Here is a 16,650-nt window from a genome sequence, read left to right on the forward strand (position 1 = left end):
GGATCCTATAGGATCCCTTTGTTGTATATAGCACCATCATCTATGGGGATGAGCACCGCAAATGCCTATATTATTTTTTATAGGTAGATAAGATGATATCTTGATAGTCCAACGGAGCATTGCCTACAATTTTTAAATGCGTCATCGGACTATCTGGAAAAAAGATATCCGTCATCACCGATAGCCCCTGATCTGCAAAAAACTCCACAGAAGTCACATCAAAAAACAAGCTCATATCGATTTTTCTTTCTTTTGATATTCGAGGAGCAATATGTTTTTTTTGAAAATCGTGACTGAAAGCAATATTCCCAGATTCGCTTCGGTTAATAAAAAACTGTTCTTTAACCTGATTGTAGCCGATAACCAATTCATTGCCCTCCTTATTATATAAAACAATCTTAAAATCTTGGGTTTTCATTTTATGGATATCCAAATGAAATCCTGCAGGAAGACTACTGCTCATCAAGACTTCTTTTCCTCTTTTGGAAGCCATCTGTTTCGACACTTGAAAAGCATCTGTAATCTCCTTTGCGGGTTTGCTCGCTACATAATAGCGATCATCCACCTGTGTCAACAGCAATTCCCGCGGTATAGTTGTCGAAGACCGCCATGTGGATGTAGGCACCTCATTTGCGTATTGCCAGTTGCTCATCCAGCCGATAAATAAATGACGATCTTTCACATTATTCCAAGTGACTCCTGCATAATTATCCGCCCCCAGTCTAACCATTTCACCTGAGTATCAGCGGTCGTAAAATGCTTACCATCAAAATCACCCACAAAATACTGCGTGGCAGAACCACCATTAGATCCTCCGGGATTGATGCTAACCAACAGCACCCATTTTGTCACACCATTATAATCCATTGGAAACAGATCTGGACATTCCCAGACACCACCATGCGTGCCAATTGTTTTTCCAAATTCACTATCCAGCTTCCATTCTTTGAGATTTTTAGATAAAAAAAAATGTGATACAATGCGTCGTTGTCAAGGTCATGATCCATGCTTGTACATCTATATGCCACATCAACTTTGGGTCCCTGAAATCCAAGATCCCTGGATTAGGCAACACGGGATTACCCCGATAATTCTCCCAGCTCTTACCTTGGTGGACACTATAGGTCAGACTCTGATATTCATGTAATCCTGTTTTCTTATCCTCCTCTTGATGGTTGTGATGGGTAAAAATGGGATAACATTGAATTATTTTTTCTTTTTCATATCCTGCATTGATTTTGTCTAAAATAATGCGGTATAAAAAATGCAATCTAAAGATATTCAGATTGCATTTTTAAGAAATTTACTAAAATGTTGGACAGTGCAAATTGCTATTTTAAATGTGCTCTGAGCATCCAGGCCATTTTTTCATGCACTTCAATAAATCCAGTTATATAATCACTGGTACCAGCATCTTTGTATTTTTCATCAATAGTATTAATACTGCCCCTGATAAACTCTACGATAGCATCGTGATCTGCTAAAAGGTCTTTAATAAAGCCAGCACTGTCATTTTTACGTTCACTGTATTCGCTAAGATGTGTAAGCTCTAAAAATTCTTTCAGCGTTGCAGGAGCATAATGTCCTACGGTACGGATACGTTCTGCAACGCCGTCCATTAGATCCGCCAATTGCTGGTATTGGCTTTCAAAGAAAAGATGCATGGAGTGAAAATCTGGACCTTCTACGTTCCAGTGTGCATTTCTCGTTTTGGTATACACTACAAATTCATCAGCCAATAATTTAGACAGTATTTCGGCAACAGCCTGTCTGTTTTCATTTTTAATTCCGATCTGGGTTTCCATTTTTTGATAATTTATAAATTAGAAAATAAGCTTGTTTTATTACATGGTCATACCACCGTCAACGGCAATAGCCTGTCCTGTTATATGGGGAGCGGAAGCTATGAACAGCACAGCTTCGGCGATGTCGCCCGCACTTTGATCTACGCCCTGCGGTATCAATGTCTTTTTGTTGCGTTCCCAGGATTGAGCTTCCGTTTCTCCGAGCTGTTTCCATCGGTCAGCAATACCACCTTCACCACGCCACATTCCAGTCCCAATTATACCCGGGCAAATAGCATTGACTGTAATCCCGGTTTCGGCCACCTCTTTTGCGATGCTGTTTGTGAAACCGATCACAGCAAATTTTGAAGCGACATAATGGGATAAATGAGCCATTCCCATTTTCCCGGCAATGGAAGCAGTATTGATAATAGCTCCACTTTTCTGTGGTTTCATCACCTCCAAAATTGCTTTGGTACAAATAAATACTCCTTTTGCATTCACTGAAAGTACCCTATCCCATTCCGCTTCATCGATTTCTTCTATACTTCCGACACCTACTACACCTGCATTATTTACTGCTACGTCCAAACTCCCAAATGTATTCACCGTGTCGTTTACTGCATTTTTTACTGAAACATAATCTGTTACATCTACAGTTAAAGCTAGGACTTTTCCTCCAATAGATCTAATTTCTTCCGCGACTTTTTCTACGAATTCTTTTTTCACATCAGCTAAAGCTATATTTGCACCATTCTTCGCAAAGGTCAGGGCGATCGCTTTTCCTATTCCACCACCCGCACCGGTTATAAATACTGTTTTGTTATTAAACGTGTTCATATTTTCATTTTTATTTGTTAGAAATCTGATCTCGTATAACAAATTTACTCCAATCCGGTAAGAAGATATTTGTATTATTCTGATAAAATCATGTAAAAAAGATTTAATTTTTTTTAGTAAATCAGATGATTAAAAATTGTATCAAGCTATTCCAAAATGCAGTGGTAAGGAAACCTACAAGAATACTAATGCCGATAATCAGGTTAATCAATCGGGAGTTGAGTCTAAACTGCTCAGCAATAATGCTGGAAGTGATCAATGTAGGCATTGCAGCTTCAAAAATACTTATACGGGCAATATCGCCTCTTATGCCAAAAATTAAAGCTGCGATCAATACCAATGCTGGAGCAGTCATTAATTTGTAAAGTACGGTCATTGAAATTTGTGATATTTCCTGTTTCCATCCGTTGAATTTGAGCTGTAATCCCACGGAAAACAGGGCAAGTGGTCCTACAGTTGCCGCTAGTTTATCAAAGAAAGGTTCTGCAATGCTTAAATCTGTCAGATTGGATAAAATAAGAGCACTCAAACAGCCAATAAACGGTGGAAATGTAAATAATCTTTTGATTAATATAGATGTTTTGATACCTTCTTTATCAGAACGGTTTCCTTTTATGGCACAGACTATCCCAATTGTAGACAAAAGGACAAACGTCACCTGGTCACAGATGATTGCAATGCTCAAATCCTGTTCACCAAAATATGCCATGATTAAGGGAAATCCGATAAATGATGTATTACTGTATCCACTAGCAAGTTCCAGTGTACTGCGTGAGCGCTGTCCATATTGTTTGTATCGCGAATACAGTTCGATGAACAGCCAGCTTCCTGCCCATATAATAACCGGAGAAAGTGCAGGGAACAACATCTGGGTACTCCATTCAATCTTAGGGATGTATTTAAATGAAACCGCAGGCAGTGCCAAATACAGAATCCATGTGTTGATTCCTTTGTGCGCATCTTGAGCTATCAGTTTTGCCTTGCGGAATATCATTCCTGCAGATATACAAAAGGCAATCATTATAAAATTGACCATTACTTTCAATAAGTTATTTTCCGAATCAAAATTATTTTAAAGCACTAGGTATTTATTTGTATAAAAAATATAAAAATTTGTATATTTGTGTTATGCTGACCAGAACACAAATTAGTAATGAAACTCGAAATCTTTAAAGATCGTCCTGATGCAGATATTGTGGTCAAGGCTTCTTTACTGACAATTGTAATTCTCATTTCATATTTTTTTGGTCTTTGGATCAATACATTGTTGCAGCTTTCAGATGATTACCTGAGCGGTATATGGTGCGCGGTGTCTGCAATCGTCGTATTTGACGATTTCCCAAAAAATGCCAAAAGCTTGATTAGAGACAGACTCCTAGGTACATTTATAGGTGCTTTATTGACCACTTTTATTATTTATTTTACTAACAATCTAATTTTATCAGTTGGCTTTTCACTGTTCTGTACCTGCATATTTATTTCAATTTTTAAATGGGCAGGAGCCTTAAAAATAGGGTGCATAACGGTAATTATTGTTGGCCTGAGTACACATGGTCAAACCTTTGATATTGTTTGGCAATCGGGATTAATGCGGTTTTTGGAATCTGTTGCCGGCGGTATGTTATCTCTGGTAGCTACCATAATAATCGAGCGGATAAAAAAAAAGAAACTCTGTATGTCATTAGAATTTTTAAGAAATAACCATGACAAAATTCAAGCAGTTTAATTCTCTGGAAATATTAGATTTTGAGGAAGCAGATTTTCATCTGGCAGTCCATGGTCAAAACTACTTTGAACTTGTGTACATTTATGAAGGAAAGGGAGTACATCAGATAAACCAAAATCAATTTCCTTATGTTTCTGGAGATTTATTTGTTATTTCACCACAAGATGAGCATAACTTTATTATGCAGAAAAGAACCCGTGTGATTTGTATTAAGTTTACGGATGACTATTTCAGCAGTAAAGAGCACTGGAAATTTCAGGACTATATGAGCAACAATCCTGAAAGTGTTATGAACAACAGAATTCTGAAAGAAGTAAAATTGGAGTTTGCCCCTGAAATTCGTAAAATATTACGGCAGACTATAGACAATATATTACTGTACGATACTTTGCATAATATTGCTATTTCCCCCATAGTTTTTCATCAGATATTTTCAATTTTTGGTATGATCATAGAAACGATGCATGCAATGGCACTTAACGGAAATGACCATCTGCCTGAAAAGGAGCAGTTGGTTTCCTATATTCACCATAATATCTACTATCCTGATAAAATAAAGATAAAATGCATCGCTTCTCATTTTAATATTGCTATCAGTTATTTTAGTGCGTATTTTAAAAGGAATTTTGATATGACTTTTCGGGATTACCTCAATCAATATCGGATAATGCTGATCAACAAGAGATTGGAGTCAGGTCAATTTACATTAAAACAGATTGCTGATGAATTCGGATTTAATGATGAAAGTCATTTCTCTCACTTTTATAAGAATAATTTAGGAATGAGCCCATCCATCTATTCAATATTGAAAAAGGATATTACTTATTTGCACACGACCGAAAGCAGAACATAATCGATACAGATTCTTGTTCTCAATGCCAGCCATAATCAAAGGTCCTTTACCATATTTATGAAATTTAAGATTTACCACTCAACAATTTTAACATTTTTTCGTTTAAATATCAAGAATTTGTATTATTCCCAATAAACCTGAATATAGTATGATAAAAAAAGCTACAACACATGTGAAAGCTGACAAAGGGGTAAATTATAACGATCTCGCAATACTTATCGTTCATAGCATTGCAACAGCACACATAATGACTACTTTTGATGAACCGGAACACTTTTTAGAGGTGGTCGCATCAGGTATTACCTGTGTAGCTTCACAGTAGGATTAATCATGATTCTTCTCATTACAACTTATATATACTTTGTCACAATGAGATTGGATCGGCTGTACAGTTGGGTTGAACAGGCTTTTTTGCATTTTATCTGGCAGTTCCTCTTAGGGATCACAGTTCCCGCATTCGTTATTTTTCTATTGGTCGTACTTTTTTTGACAATTTAACAAATCAATATTTTCAAGACGGTTTATCTGGGAAGGATTATCCTTTAGTACTTCTGATTATAAATCTATACTATTTCGGACTATATCATTTTCTTATCATTAAAAAACCAGTTAGAACTGTTGTTGATACAAAAAATCAATCAAAAAATCTTCCAGATCCATCTTCACTACAGATCGTCGCTGAGTCTATTTTGGAGGCGACTTACAGGGAAATATTAACGATCACCACTACCATGAAAACGTTTATTGTCAATACATATGATATCGCATATATATTCCTGGTAAGCGACAACGTTTTTTACGGTTAAAACAATGCAGTACCTTAATGAAAGTTATCTCTGCGGCTATTCCTTGAAAGATCTGGAAACGCTTCTTGCCCCTTCAAAATTCTTCCGTATAAACCGGTAGATGTTCGCCAATTTCAACAGTGTTTCCTCTTTCCATCCTGAATCTGCAAAAACACTTTGACCTCCTCCCAAAACTAGAGTATTTAAAAGTAGAGAATTCGGATTTGAATTACTAATTTTAATAGGAGGAAAAACGATGAAAAGGTCGAAATTTATCGAAGCTCAAATCACCTTTCCGATCAAACAATCCGAGACTAGTATTCGGGCGGAGGAAGTCTGTCGTAAGATAAGTAGCAGCGAGGCGACAGACTATAATTGGAAGTAGAAATACGGCGGTCTAGGTATTTCCAAACTTCGATAATTACGCCAGCTTGAAGAAAAAAGACATTCGGAGTCGGTCGTAAAATTTATAAATGCTTATCTCGTCTTTCCTTATTTGCTTTCAAGTTTGCCTGCTTAGTCGGGGTAATTTCCTTCATAGGTGAAAATTTAATAAGAAGCTCTTGAATTACCTTGTCACACTCTTTAATCTTATGTTCATATAGTTTGTAGAACTCCAGACAAGCTTGAAGTTCAAACAGTAATTCATCTCTACGCCAACCATGAAGGGAATCCATGATTTCTTGATGAGATCTTTTTACACGGCTACTTACCAAAGCCGCAAGCTGTTCACGGGCGCACACACCTACAATAATCGCCTCAATTACAGCCGTTCCCGACTGGCCAGTAATATCATTTATCGCAACATCTAGCCTGACATTCATCAAATGCATGGCTTTTTGCATCTTGCTGGTATAGCGTGCCGATTGCTCCACCAAATGGTAACGGTGATAGTAGTAGGTACACAATTGTTGAAAGGTATCGCTTAAAAGTAAACTACCAGACAATAAGCCTAGCGAATGGAGTTTCTGTATCCATATACAGTCCAGCACATCGGTTTTACGGGCTTTCACATTCTTTGTTTATCTTCCAGATATTAGTAGGACTTCAAATCCTGCGGCCTGAAGAGATGAAAATAATATTTGCCAATAGCTACCAGTACTTTCTATCGAGATGGTTATGATTCCCTATTCATAGAAATACGTAATGAGTTCTTCGTGATCTTTAGTGTAGATTCCAAATTCTTTAATATCTTCCTTTGATAGTTAAAAGTTTTCTGTACGGGATTCTCTTTCAAGATCACCATTTTATTCATCAAATACCCAAAATAACGATGGACATACAGTATCCGATCCAGATTTTAAGAAGGACTTATTAAATACCATTTAAGGCCAGGGGTTCGTTAAAAGTCAAGACAATTTAAGAAATTTAGTCCATTAATTTGGTTGTATTGGCAATTCCACAGCTGGGGTCGCTGTACAACAATTTTAAAATGTCGCGCTCCATCTGCGTTTCTCGCAGTTCTTTCTTCAATAAAGCCAGTTCTTGTTCAGTTGCGCTGAGAATAACTTTACCATTCCCAGGAAAGCTACTGCTTTGTTTACTCGAAAATTCTTTCCGCCAGCGGTACAACAATGTAGGGCTGATATCTAGTTCTTTGGCGAGTGCACTCAAATCTGTTCGGGTATTACTCAGTTCGATGCTCATGATCTTGAACTTTTTCGGGTATGATTTTCTTTCTTGTGACATAATTTTTGTTAAGTCATCAAATTCCCTTAACTTGCTGTCTACTCAAAGGTAACAACTCCACACTCTCAAAATATCAACATGGAGGTAACTCTTTATTTATAAGTAGACAGTCTCAGCTATAAGCCAAATTTCCATGATTTGTCTTATTTCCTTATGTTATTTTTATTAATTAATAATAAATATTTAACGTTATAACTTTTATCAATTTCTTTAGGATTAGCACGATAAAAAATCAGTTTTTTTGTATGGATATAAATTGTTATTATGGGAAATACTAAATTTTTTAAACTTATCGAAAGGGAATTTGATACTTGTGCTACTTCGTTGGCTACCAAGATTTTAGGAAACTTTTTTTCCAGTAAACTATGCAGTCATCTCACAGCAATTGTCCAAAGGCATCAGTTTGTGTGTAGCTCACTTACTCAGGGAGCTTAACTACTTCAAGCGAAAATACGATTGCCTATGGGATCGCAAGATATCTAATGCTTTATACGAGCTTTTGCGCTCAAAAAAAAACTACAATCAAAACAATAATCCTATTGGAGAATGACCTGCAATCGGAGTACTACTCAGCAAGCTCTGTTTGAAAGTCATAAATCTTGCGTATCCTCTTGTGCTGACATTTCGAAAAAGTGCACTTAAAAACAGAGATCATATCTTGTTATTTTTGTATGAATATGATATTCCTGCGGACAAGGATACTTCGGAATAAGCCACGCATATATAATAGTAAAACGCAAAGTATTTGTAATGTTAAATGATTGTCGGGTCGAACTTACATACAATAATAAGCTTTGTAACCTATGTAAGTATTAAAATAACCAGAATATAATAAATATATTTATGACTATTGTCAAAAGCTAGGTATCCGTGAATATTGCTTTTTCTTTCTTACCTATTTATTGTTCGAATAGTTGAAAATTTAAAATTCTTTAATATTTATTTCTTATCTAAAAAGCTCATTAAATATAGATAAGTTTGTTATATTAGTCTTTAAGGGAATGTTATTTTAATAAAGCGATAAATAGAATGAATAGAACAATTTTTATTGTTTTCATGTTTGTGCTAGGGGTGCAACTCTTTGCACAGCCTATTCAAAAAGAAACGGAATTAGAGGATCTTTTGATATTAATCGATGGGAAGGCTGAATATATGGAGAAGAAAGAGCGCTATCTTCTGGGGCTTAGAAAATCATTTGAGAACAAAGCCTTAGCAGATGTCGCAAAGTATGAAATTCAAAAACAACTTTATCGGGCATATGCGACATATAAATCTGATTTGGCAATCTTCTATGCTACAAAAAATTTGTATCTTAGCTATCAAAATAAAAATTTCTATTGGATAAACGAGAGTAAACTCGATCTTGCATCTTTGTATCTGACAGCAGGTATGTATGTTGACTCGCAGCAATTATTGCTCGAGATTGAAAAGAATAAATTACCACACGAGTTGTTGATCAAATATTATGATACTTGGAAGAGTTTTTTTAAATTTTATGCTTTTAATAACCCCAATGCAAATACCTATCTTCAAAAAAGCAATGCCTATCGCGATTCATTAATCGCTGAGCTTGATCCTAAAAGCAACCATTTTAGAATTGTTTATGCGGAAAAATTATATGATGAAAACCGTTTGAAGGAGACCAAGTCTATTTTGCTGGATATGTTTTTACAATCTAAATCTGAAGATCATGAACGCGCCATATTAGCTTACAGCCTAGCTAATGTCTATCGTAAAGAGGGCAATATACCTATGCAGAAACACTATTATATGATATCTGCTATTTGCGATATCAAAAATGCGATCAAAGAGAATGCTTCGATGCAGGCTTTGGCCTCTTTACTTTTTGATGTCGATCAAATATCCGAAGCTTATAAATGTATTAAATCTTCCATGGAAGATGCCATATTTTGCAATGCCCAATTTAGAACCTACGAAATCTCTAAAATATTTCCCATTATTGATTCTGCATATCAAGATAATGAAACAAAACGCAAAGCTGTACTGACAACTTTTCTAACTGTTGTCTGCCTGCTGTCTGTATTTTTGATCTGGGCCTTGGTTTATATGTATATGCAGATGAGAAAAATAGCTCGTGTAAGACGTGAGGTATTTGTGATCAACGAAGAATTGCAGAAGCTGAATGATGCTCTTCAAAAATCCAATCAAAAGTTGGCTGAAACGAATGATGAGATTTCGTCCATCAACATCAAATTGATAGAAGCCAATCAGATCAAAGAAACTTATATTGGACAGTTTTTGGATTTGTGCTCGATGTATATCAATAAGTTAGAACGGTTTCAACTGAGCCTGAAAAAGATGGTGATGGCAAAGAAAATGGACGAATTATTGAAGATATTGAAATCTAGAAACATGATTGATCAAGAAATCAAAGAACTCTATAAGACGTTTGACTATATCTTTCTCCAGTTGTACCCCAATTTTGTGGATGATTTTAATTCCTTGTTGATGGTAGAAGAACGTTTAGTCATAAAACCCAATGAAGTCCTCAATACAGAACTTCGTATTTTTGCATTGATCCGACTGGGTATTACTGATAGCTCTAAAATCGCAAATTTTCTACATTATTCGACCAATACGATCTATACTTACCGTACAAAAATACGCAGCAAAGCAGCTGTGCCGCGTGAAGAATTTGATAATATGGTCATGAAAATAGGCCGAATCAATAAGATTTGCTAATTACAATCTATATTTTTATACTGCTATTTTATTTTTAACACATTGATATATAGATATTAATGTGTTTTTTTGATCTATATTTAACAGTTGTCCTGTTTTTTTCCATCTCTCCTCTTATTACTTTTGTTTTAATCCCAAAATAGCATGATCATTATGCTTTTTTGTGGAAACAATTATAAACTTAAAATAAGTAAAAGCAATTTTTTTATTATGAAACAAAACAGGTATTTGCGCTTGTCGTATCCTGTGTTTACCATACTGTTGCTATTGGTCAACTTGTATGTGTTTGCGCAGCAAAAAAGCATTTCAGGTTTTGTCCGTGATGTGAGCGGACAAGCTATCGCAGGGGCTTCTGTCATTATTAAAGGTAGTAATCAAGGAGTAAGTACAGATTCAAAGGGCCGATTTAACTTGCAGGTATCTCCTGCTGCGGTATTGATCATTTCTAATATGGGTCATCTGACACAAGAAATAACGATCGATAATTCCTCGGAATATCAAATCGTATTGATTAATGGGGACGCACGTCTGGATGAGATCGTCGTGGTTGGGTATGGGACTATTCGTAAAAGAGATCTGACAGGAGCATCGTCTTCGGTAGGTGCTGAGGCGATGAGAGACAGACCTGTCAGTAATATTGGGGAAGCACTTCAAGGCCGTGCCTCTGGTGTACAGATCGTAAATACGGGGGCTCCAGGGAGCAATGTCTTGATTCAAATCAGGGGATTGGGATCGATCAATAACAGTGCGCCATTACTAGTCATTGATGGTATACCTACTGATTTGGCATTAAATGCTTTAAATCCAAATGATGTCGAATCAATTGATATTCTTAAAGATGCTTCAGCTACAGCAATTTATGGTTCGCGTGGTGCTAATGGTGTGGTGATAATCTCTACAAAAAAAGGAGATAAAAACAAAGGAGCGATTACAGCTACTGCAAATTTTGCCGTACAGCAGGCTACTCGTGTTTCAAAAATGTTAAATGCTCGTCAATTTGCATCATTGCACAACGAAATGATGATTAACAACAATCAAATGCAGCGTCCCGATTTTGCTGATCCTACGCTGTGGAATGTTGGTACAGACTGGACAGATGAGTTATTGCGTCGGGATCGTCTGTCTAATTATTCAGTCGCTTATTCAGGAGGCGGTGAAAAAAATACATATTATGTATCCGGAGGTATGCTCAATCAGGAGGGGATTGTCATCAATACATCTTATAAAAGATATACGTTGCAGTTTAACAATGAGACGAAACAGCGATCGTGGTTGAAACTTGGAAATAATCTGACTCTCAGTCATGATGTGAAGAAAAATGGATCTTTCAGTGTACTCAATACGTTGGCCTCTCTACCTACGCAGCCTATTTATAATGAAGATGGCCATTTTTCTGGTCCTGGTAGCGAGGCTATTTTTTATGGAGATCTCCGTAATCCGATAGGAACAGCTCTCTTGGAGCAAAATACGACAAAAGGGTATAATTTATTGGGAAATATTTATGGAGAAGCATCTTTCTTAGATAATTTCACTTTTAAAACGATTGTCGGATTGGATTATAAGACGTGGGATAACGTCAACTTTTCACCTAAATATGAGTGGAAACCGATTGCAGTTCCGAGCTCATACCGGGGTGAAAGTTTTAATAAAAGCTTAACTTATCTATGGGACAATACGTTGACTTATGCCAATAAGTTTCAAGGTGGCCACGATCTTAATGTGATGATCGGATCGAGTGCTCAAAACAATGAATTTAATTATATAAGTGGTAGCAAAAAAGAGTTTTTATCGGACAATAACAATCAACTTAATAATGGTTTATTGGATCCGATAATTGGGGGCAGTCGCAATGAATGGGCTTTGTTATCTTTTTTCGGACGTGTCAACTATGTGTATCAAGATAGGTATCTCATCACGGCAACTGTTCGTCGTGATGGCACTTCCCGTATAGCTAGTGCCAATCGATGGGGTACATTTCCATCATTTTCTGCCGCTTGGCGTATTTCGGAAGAAAATTTTTTCAACAAAAATGATTTCTGGAGTGATTTGAAAATTCGTGCTGGTTATGGTGTGACGGGAAATCAAGCAGTATTGGATACCTATGCCGCCGCAGCACGACTCAAAACATCACAGTATGTATTCAATGGTATTCCGGTACCAACGCTATATCCCTTGGTCATGCCAAATCAAAATATCCGTTGGGAAACGATCAAGCAAAGCAATATTGGCTTCGATGCAAGCTTACTACGAAATCGAATTAATATTACATGGGATACTTACATAAAAAAGACTTCAGATATGTTGGTGAGTATGGTTGTACCGATTACAACTGGGTATTCGGATATCTACACCCCAATGATCAATGCTGGTGAAGTGGATAACAGAGGTTGTGAGTTGTCGATTAAATCCAAAAATCTACAAGGAGCGCTTCTGTGGAGTTCAGATTTTAATATTTCATACAATAAGAATAAGATTGTCAAATTGCATGATGATGTACCTATTTATTTTGGATATCAATCACATACAGCCGGACAACCTGTTGGTGCATTTTATGGATGGAAGACCAATGGTATTTTCCAAAATTGGGAAGAGGTAAATCGCTATGCCTACCAGTTTCAAGGAGCAGATCCTACGAATAGTACAGCTCCAGGAGATATAAAGTTTTTGGACCTGAATAAAGATGGTGTCGTCAATGATTATGATCGGACGTATTTAGGAAACCCGACACCGAGTTGGTCATTTGCGCTGGGAAATCGACTTTCCTATCACAATTTTGATTTGGAGGTATTTTTACAAGGTATCGCTGGGAATCAGTTATATAATGCCAATCGGGTAACATTGGAAGGAATGTACACTATCCGTAACCAAACGATAAAAGTATTGGATCGTTGGACTGAGGAGGGAACGAGTGATGCTATGCCTCGGGCAATATATAGTGATCCCAATAAAAATACGCGCCATTCAAATCGGTTTATCGAAGAAGGAAAGTATTTGCGTCTTAAAAATGTGACCTTAGGCTATATGCTACCTGCTCATTTACTCAAACGTACGGGGTTGGGAGCTTTAAGATTCTATTTCTCGGGACAGAATCTGTTGACTTGGACGAAGTATACTGGTTTTGATCCAGAAGTCATTGGGGGAGTTGATAACAGCAGTTATCCATTAACGAGGAATATGAGTTTAGGTATTGATCTCAGATTTTAAATCATGAAAAAAATTATTATGAAAAATATTTTTTATACAACCTGTATGTTCGTATCTCTACTATTTGGATCCTGTTCTAATTTTTTAGACAAAGAACCTATTGAAGATCCAAGTGCTGAATCGGTAAAAGATGCGGCTTCTGCCATAGCAATGGTCAATGCTGCTTATCAACCGATGCAGCGTCCAAAGTTATACAATATGCGCTTATGGAGCTTAGATATTATGGCGGGAAATAGTGTTGTAGGAGCTGGAGGTGGCGATGATGGTATTGAAACAATTCAATTAGCTAATTTTTCTACTGGAGCAGATAATTTTACTGCAGTTGATTTGTGGAGAGGTCCTAATCCGGGTATTTTATACTGCAATACTGTTTTAGAAAATGTACCCAATATGACTATCGATGATGGACTCAAGAAGCGGTTGATTGGAGAAGCTAAATTTTTAAGAGCAAATTATTATTTTTTACTAGTTCAACTTTTTGGTGATGTGCCGCTAAGTTTGATTCCTACCAAGCCTGATGACGACTTGAACCAGTCACGTATAGCTACTCGTACAATCTACAATGAGGTAATTATTCCTGATCTGCAAGAAGCAATCGCTTTACTGCCACGCCGGGAAGAGTACGCAGATCAGGATAAAGGCCGAGCGAGTAAAGGAGCTGCAACGGGACTTCTAGCTAAGGTCTACTTGACACTAGGACAATACGAGCTCACGGTATCGATGTGCAACCGTGTGGCAAAACTTGGGTATGTTCTTAATGCTGATTATAGTGATTGTTTTGGAGGTGCTGCTCGAAATAAGAATACTGCAGAGTCTCTTTTTGAGATCCAATATTTGGGTCTGACTAAAGCTGGATTTTGGGATGATGAAAATCAAGCCAATTGGTTGAGCACCTACATGGGGCCTCGCAATTCGGGATGGGTAGGCGGTGGATATGGCTGGAACCAACCGACAGCAGAATTTGTGAGTCAGTATGAAAAAGGAGATCTGCGCAAAGATAAAACAATTCTCTACGAGGGAGGGCCACTTTTTGATGGTAAATCTTACAAATCGAATATGTCATCTACGGGATATAATGTCCGTAAGTTTTTGGTTCCCTTATCGGTATCACCTGATTATAATACCAATTCAGCTAGTATAATTGCTATGCGTTATGCTGATGTTTTATTGATGAAAGCAGAAGCTTTGAATGAGTTGGGCAATACTGTGCAAGCAATCGAACCGCTGTATATGGTCAGACAACGTGCAGGATTGAATAACAAAAATGATCTTACAAGTCTTTCTCAGGAAGAAATGCGCGAAAAAATCCGTCATGAACGACGTATCGAATTGGCTTTTGAAGGGCATCGCTGGTTTGATTTAATTCGTTGGGATAACGGAGACTATGCATTGGATTTCTTGCATAGTATAGGAAAGGTCAATGCTTCAAGAAAGCACTTGTTGCTACCAATTCCACAGGTAGAAATAGACGCCAATCGCAAATTGACTCAAAATATAGGTTATTAATTTCTATTAAAGATACTAAATTGATGCTATCGCAGGGTTTTGTAACAGATTATGACGTGAATACCTACTGAAAGCTTACAAAAGATAAAAAATATGATCATGAAAAAGATTTATCAAATCATCAGTTTTTGTTTCATACTACCGCTGATATTTTCATCATGTAAAGATGATTTGGAACAACTTCAATATCCAGATAGTGCCTTGGTGTTGCGTACAAGTGAATCAAATATTATTCTAAGTGTGGCCACCGCTCAAAATGATGCTGTTAGGTTTAACTGGACACCAGGGTCGAATTATGGCTCAAATGACGCGATTCATTATACGTTTGAATTGGCTTTGAAAGGAAGTAATTTTGAAAAAAAAATAGTTGAAAAATTAGATAAAGGTAACACCTCGGTCAATTACCGTACAGCGGAATTGAATACGCTTGTTCTACAGACACTTGGCGTCAGTCCTGGTGATGAAGCTGAATTGGTCGCCCGTGTCTCTGCGCAAGTAGCAGGAGAAGGAGTTGCACCTCAGGTATCGGAGATCATTTATGTAAAAGTAAAGACATATAAAGCCATTACAAACACGTTGTATCTTATTGGAAGTGCTACGCCAAATGGTTGGGATGCGGATCATGCGACCAAATTAAACGTCGTGCAGGGTAGTCCGGGGACATTTGTTTGGCAAGGGGTTATGAATCCTGGCGAATTTAAGTTTATCACCACCTTAAAGAATTTTGCGCCTTCTTACAATCGATTAGATGATAAAAAGCTTTATTTCCGAGCTTCTTCTGAAGATACTTTTGATGAACCTTTCCGGATCAGCAAAACGGGAGTTTATCAGATCAAGGTCAACTTGATTACTTTAACGATTGATATTTTGGCAACAGATGAGGCAGCGTACAGTGATCTGTGGTTTGTGGGAGGTTTCTCTGGATGGTCATTTCAGCCTATGATTAGAGATGCCAACGATCCTTTTGTCTTTCGTTACCATGCTGTTTTGAATTCCAGTAATTCGACTGATGAATTTAAAATTGCAACTCTTCCTGATTTTAACAAGGATGTAGTCTTCTTACGTCCTGAAAATAATAATCAAGGTATTGGCATGAATCAGAAAGTCTTGAAATGGTCTGAGAATGAAAATCAGCAGGACAATAAATGGAAAATAAACACGGGAATATACAAAATTAGGCTTGATCTACGTACCAATACGATGGATATTGCACCCTTTAAACCCTTTGAAAATATGTATTTGGTAGGAGACGCGGTGTCAAGTGGTTGGAATATAGGTAGTGCAACTGCTATGATGAAAGGTAATACCGCATATCTATTTACCTGGGAGGGACCACTTAAAGAAGGAGAATTTAAACTGAGTTGCGATAAACAATCCGATTGGAATGGTGCTTGGTTTTTACCTACCCAAAATGGTCTTGAACCAACGGGGCAAGTCGAGCAAGTCTTGTTTAGCAACCCTGGTTCTAATCCAGATAATAAATGGAAGATCAAATCAGCGGGTAACTATGTCATCACATTGGATCAGTTGAAAGAAACAATAGTTATAGAAAAACAATAA

General features: G+C 37.1%; 14 protein-coding genes and 1 pseudogene. 7 read left to right on the top strand and 8 right to left on the bottom strand.

Features of this window, described 5'->3' with window-relative positions:
* Positions 1 to 70: 70 nt before the first annotated feature.
* The 6 genes and pseudogenes from AC06G9_RS21725 to AC06G9_RS21750 form a co-directional block, all read right to left on the bottom strand.
* Complete coding sequence (locus tag AC06G9_RS21725) at positions 71 to 493, bottom strand: glycoside hydrolase family 32 C-terminal domain-containing protein (protein ID WP_480958203.1); 423 nt, start codon at positions 491 to 493, stop codon at positions 71 to 73.
* A 123-nt stretch (positions 494 to 616) separates the two neighbouring features.
* Positions 617 to 981 (bottom strand): annotated as a pseudogene (locus AC06G9_RS21730) (glycoside hydrolase family protein); the annotation flags it as partial.
* The gene (locus tag AC06G9_RS21735) at positions 956 to 1,270 is read right to left on the bottom strand and encodes a hypothetical protein (protein ID WP_480957224.1); all 315 of its coding nucleotides are present in this window, start codon (positions 1,268 to 1,270) and stop codon (positions 956 to 958) included. The pseudogene AC06G9_RS21730 and the gene AC06G9_RS21735, both read right to left, overlap by 26 nt.
* 61 nt (positions 1,271 to 1,331) lie before the next feature.
* Positions 1,332 to 1,805 (bottom strand): Dps family protein, encoded by a 474-nt coding sequence (locus tag AC06G9_RS21740; RefSeq protein WP_480957225.1) that lies wholly within the window; start codon positions 1,803 to 1,805, stop codon positions 1,332 to 1,334.
* A gap of 39 nt (positions 1,806 to 1,844) precedes the next feature.
* Positions 1,845 to 2,624 carry an SDR family NAD(P)-dependent oxidoreductase gene (locus tag AC06G9_RS21745; protein WP_480957226.1) on the bottom strand — a complete coding sequence of 260 codons (780 nt, stop codon included), beginning with the start codon at positions 2,622 to 2,624 and terminating at the stop codon, positions 1,845 to 1,847.
* A gap of 121 nt (positions 2,625 to 2,745) precedes the next feature.
* Complete coding sequence (locus AC06G9_RS21750; RefSeq protein WP_480957227.1) at positions 2,746 to 3,660, bottom strand: AEC family transporter; 915 nt, start codon at positions 3,658 to 3,660, stop codon at positions 2,746 to 2,748.
* Between the two features lie 117 nt (positions 3,661 to 3,777).
* On the opposite strand from AC06G9_RS21750, the gene AC06G9_RS21755 reads away from it, so the two are divergent.
* The 3 genes from AC06G9_RS21755 (at position 3,778) to AC06G9_RS21765 (ending at position 6,373) form a co-directional block, all read left to right on the top strand.
* Positions 3,778 to 4,350, top strand: a complete 573-nt coding sequence (locus tag AC06G9_RS21755) for an FUSC family protein (protein ID WP_480957228.1) — start codon at positions 3,778 to 3,780, stop codon at positions 4,348 to 4,350.
* Positions 4,328 to 5,203: an AraC family transcriptional regulator gene (locus AC06G9_RS21760; RefSeq protein WP_480957229.1), complete on the top strand. Its 876-nt coding sequence runs from the start codon at positions 4,328 to 4,330 to the stop codon at positions 5,201 to 5,203. Before AC06G9_RS21755 ends, AC06G9_RS21760 begins: the two co-directional genes overlap by 23 nt.
* A gap of 1,041 nt (positions 5,204 to 6,244) precedes the next feature.
* Positions 6,245 to 6,373 carry a transposase gene (locus AC06G9_RS21765; RefSeq protein ID WP_480957230.1) on the top strand — a complete coding sequence of 43 codons (129 nt, stop codon included), beginning with the start codon at positions 6,245 to 6,247 and terminating at the stop codon, positions 6,371 to 6,373.
* Between the two features lie 82 nt (positions 6,374 to 6,455).
* Here AC06G9_RS21765 and AC06G9_RS21770 read toward each other — a convergent pair whose 3' ends face one another.
* The gene (locus AC06G9_RS21770) at positions 6,456 to 7,001 is read right to left on the bottom strand and encodes a hypothetical protein (RefSeq protein WP_480957231.1); all 546 of its coding nucleotides are present in this window, start codon (positions 6,999 to 7,001) and stop codon (positions 6,456 to 6,458) included.
* A 355-nt stretch (positions 7,002 to 7,356) separates the two neighbouring features.
* Positions 7,357 to 7,677, bottom strand: coding sequence for a transposase (locus AC06G9_RS21775; protein ID WP_480957232.1), 321 nt, complete (start codon positions 7,675 to 7,677; stop codon positions 7,357 to 7,359).
* A 1,029-nt stretch (positions 7,678 to 8,706) separates the two neighbouring features.
* Between AC06G9_RS21775 and AC06G9_RS21780 the strand changes: the two genes are divergently transcribed.
* From AC06G9_RS21780 to AC06G9_RS21795, 4 genes are all read left to right on the top strand, one after another.
* Positions 8,707 to 10,380 carry a DUF6377 domain-containing protein gene (locus AC06G9_RS21780; protein ID WP_480957233.1) on the top strand — a complete coding sequence of 558 codons (1,674 nt, stop codon included), beginning with the start codon at positions 8,707 to 8,709 and terminating at the stop codon, positions 10,378 to 10,380.
* A gap of 210 nt (positions 10,381 to 10,590) precedes the next feature.
* Positions 10,591 to 13,584, top strand: a complete 2,994-nt coding sequence (locus tag AC06G9_RS21785) for a SusC/RagA family TonB-linked outer membrane protein (protein WP_480957234.1) — start codon at positions 10,591 to 10,593, stop codon at positions 13,582 to 13,584.
* A gap of 18 nt (positions 13,585 to 13,602) precedes the next feature.
* Positions 13,603 to 15,090: a RagB/SusD family nutrient uptake outer membrane protein gene (locus AC06G9_RS21790; protein WP_480957235.1), complete on the top strand. Its 1,488-nt coding sequence runs from the start codon at positions 13,603 to 13,605 to the stop codon at positions 15,088 to 15,090.
* A 99-nt stretch (positions 15,091 to 15,189) separates the two neighbouring features.
* On the top strand, positions 15,190 to 16,650 hold the full coding sequence (locus AC06G9_RS21795; RefSeq protein ID WP_480957236.1) for a SusE domain-containing protein: 1,461 nt from the start codon (positions 15,190 to 15,192) through the stop codon (positions 16,648 to 16,650).

Source organism: Sphingobacterium sp. MAE (genome assembly GCF_056711605.1).

What these genes read in the sequence shown, in the direction of transcription:
- AC06G9_RS21725 (WP_480958203.1), bottom strand. Translation starts at nt 493, where the DNA reads ATGGCTTCCAAAAGAGGAAAAGAAGTCTTGATGAGCAGTAGTCTTCCT.
- AC06G9_RS21740 (WP_480957225.1), bottom strand. Translation starts at nt 1,805, where the DNA reads ATGGAAACCCAGATCGGAATTAAAAATGAAAACAGACAGGCTGTTGCC.
- AC06G9_RS21745 (WP_480957226.1), bottom strand. Translation starts at nt 2,624, where the DNA reads ATGAACACGTTTAATAACAAAACAGTATTTATAACCGGTGCGGGTGGT.
- AC06G9_RS21750 (WP_480957227.1), bottom strand. Translation starts at nt 3,660, where the DNA reads ATGGTCAATTTTATAATGATTGCCTTTTGTATATCTGCAGGAATGATA.
- AC06G9_RS21755 (WP_480957228.1), top strand. Translation starts at nt 3,778, where the DNA reads ATGAAACTCGAAATCTTTAAAGATCGTCCTGATGCAGATATTGTGGTC.
- AC06G9_RS21760 (WP_480957229.1), top strand. Translation starts at nt 4,328, where the DNA reads ATGACAAAATTCAAGCAGTTTAATTCTCTGGAAATATTAGATTTTGAG.
- AC06G9_RS21765 (WP_480957230.1), top strand. Translation starts at nt 6,245, where the DNA reads ATGAAAAGGTCGAAATTTATCGAAGCTCAAATCACCTTTCCGATCAAA.
- AC06G9_RS21775 (WP_480957232.1), bottom strand. Translation starts at nt 7,677, where the DNA reads ATGTCACAAGAAAGAAAATCATACCCGAAAAAGTTCAAGATCATGAGC.
- AC06G9_RS21780 (WP_480957233.1), top strand. Translation starts at nt 8,707, where the DNA reads ATGAATAGAACAATTTTTATTGTTTTCATGTTTGTGCTAGGGGTGCAA.
- AC06G9_RS21785 (WP_480957234.1), top strand. Translation starts at nt 10,591, where the DNA reads ATGAAACAAAACAGGTATTTGCGCTTGTCGTATCCTGTGTTTACCATA.
- AC06G9_RS21790 (WP_480957235.1), top strand. Translation starts at nt 13,603, where the DNA reads ATGAAAAATATTTTTTATACAACCTGTATGTTCGTATCTCTACTATTT.
- AC06G9_RS21795 (WP_480957236.1), top strand. Translation starts at nt 15,190, where the DNA reads ATGAAAAAGATTTATCAAATCATCAGTTTTTGTTTCATACTACCGCTG.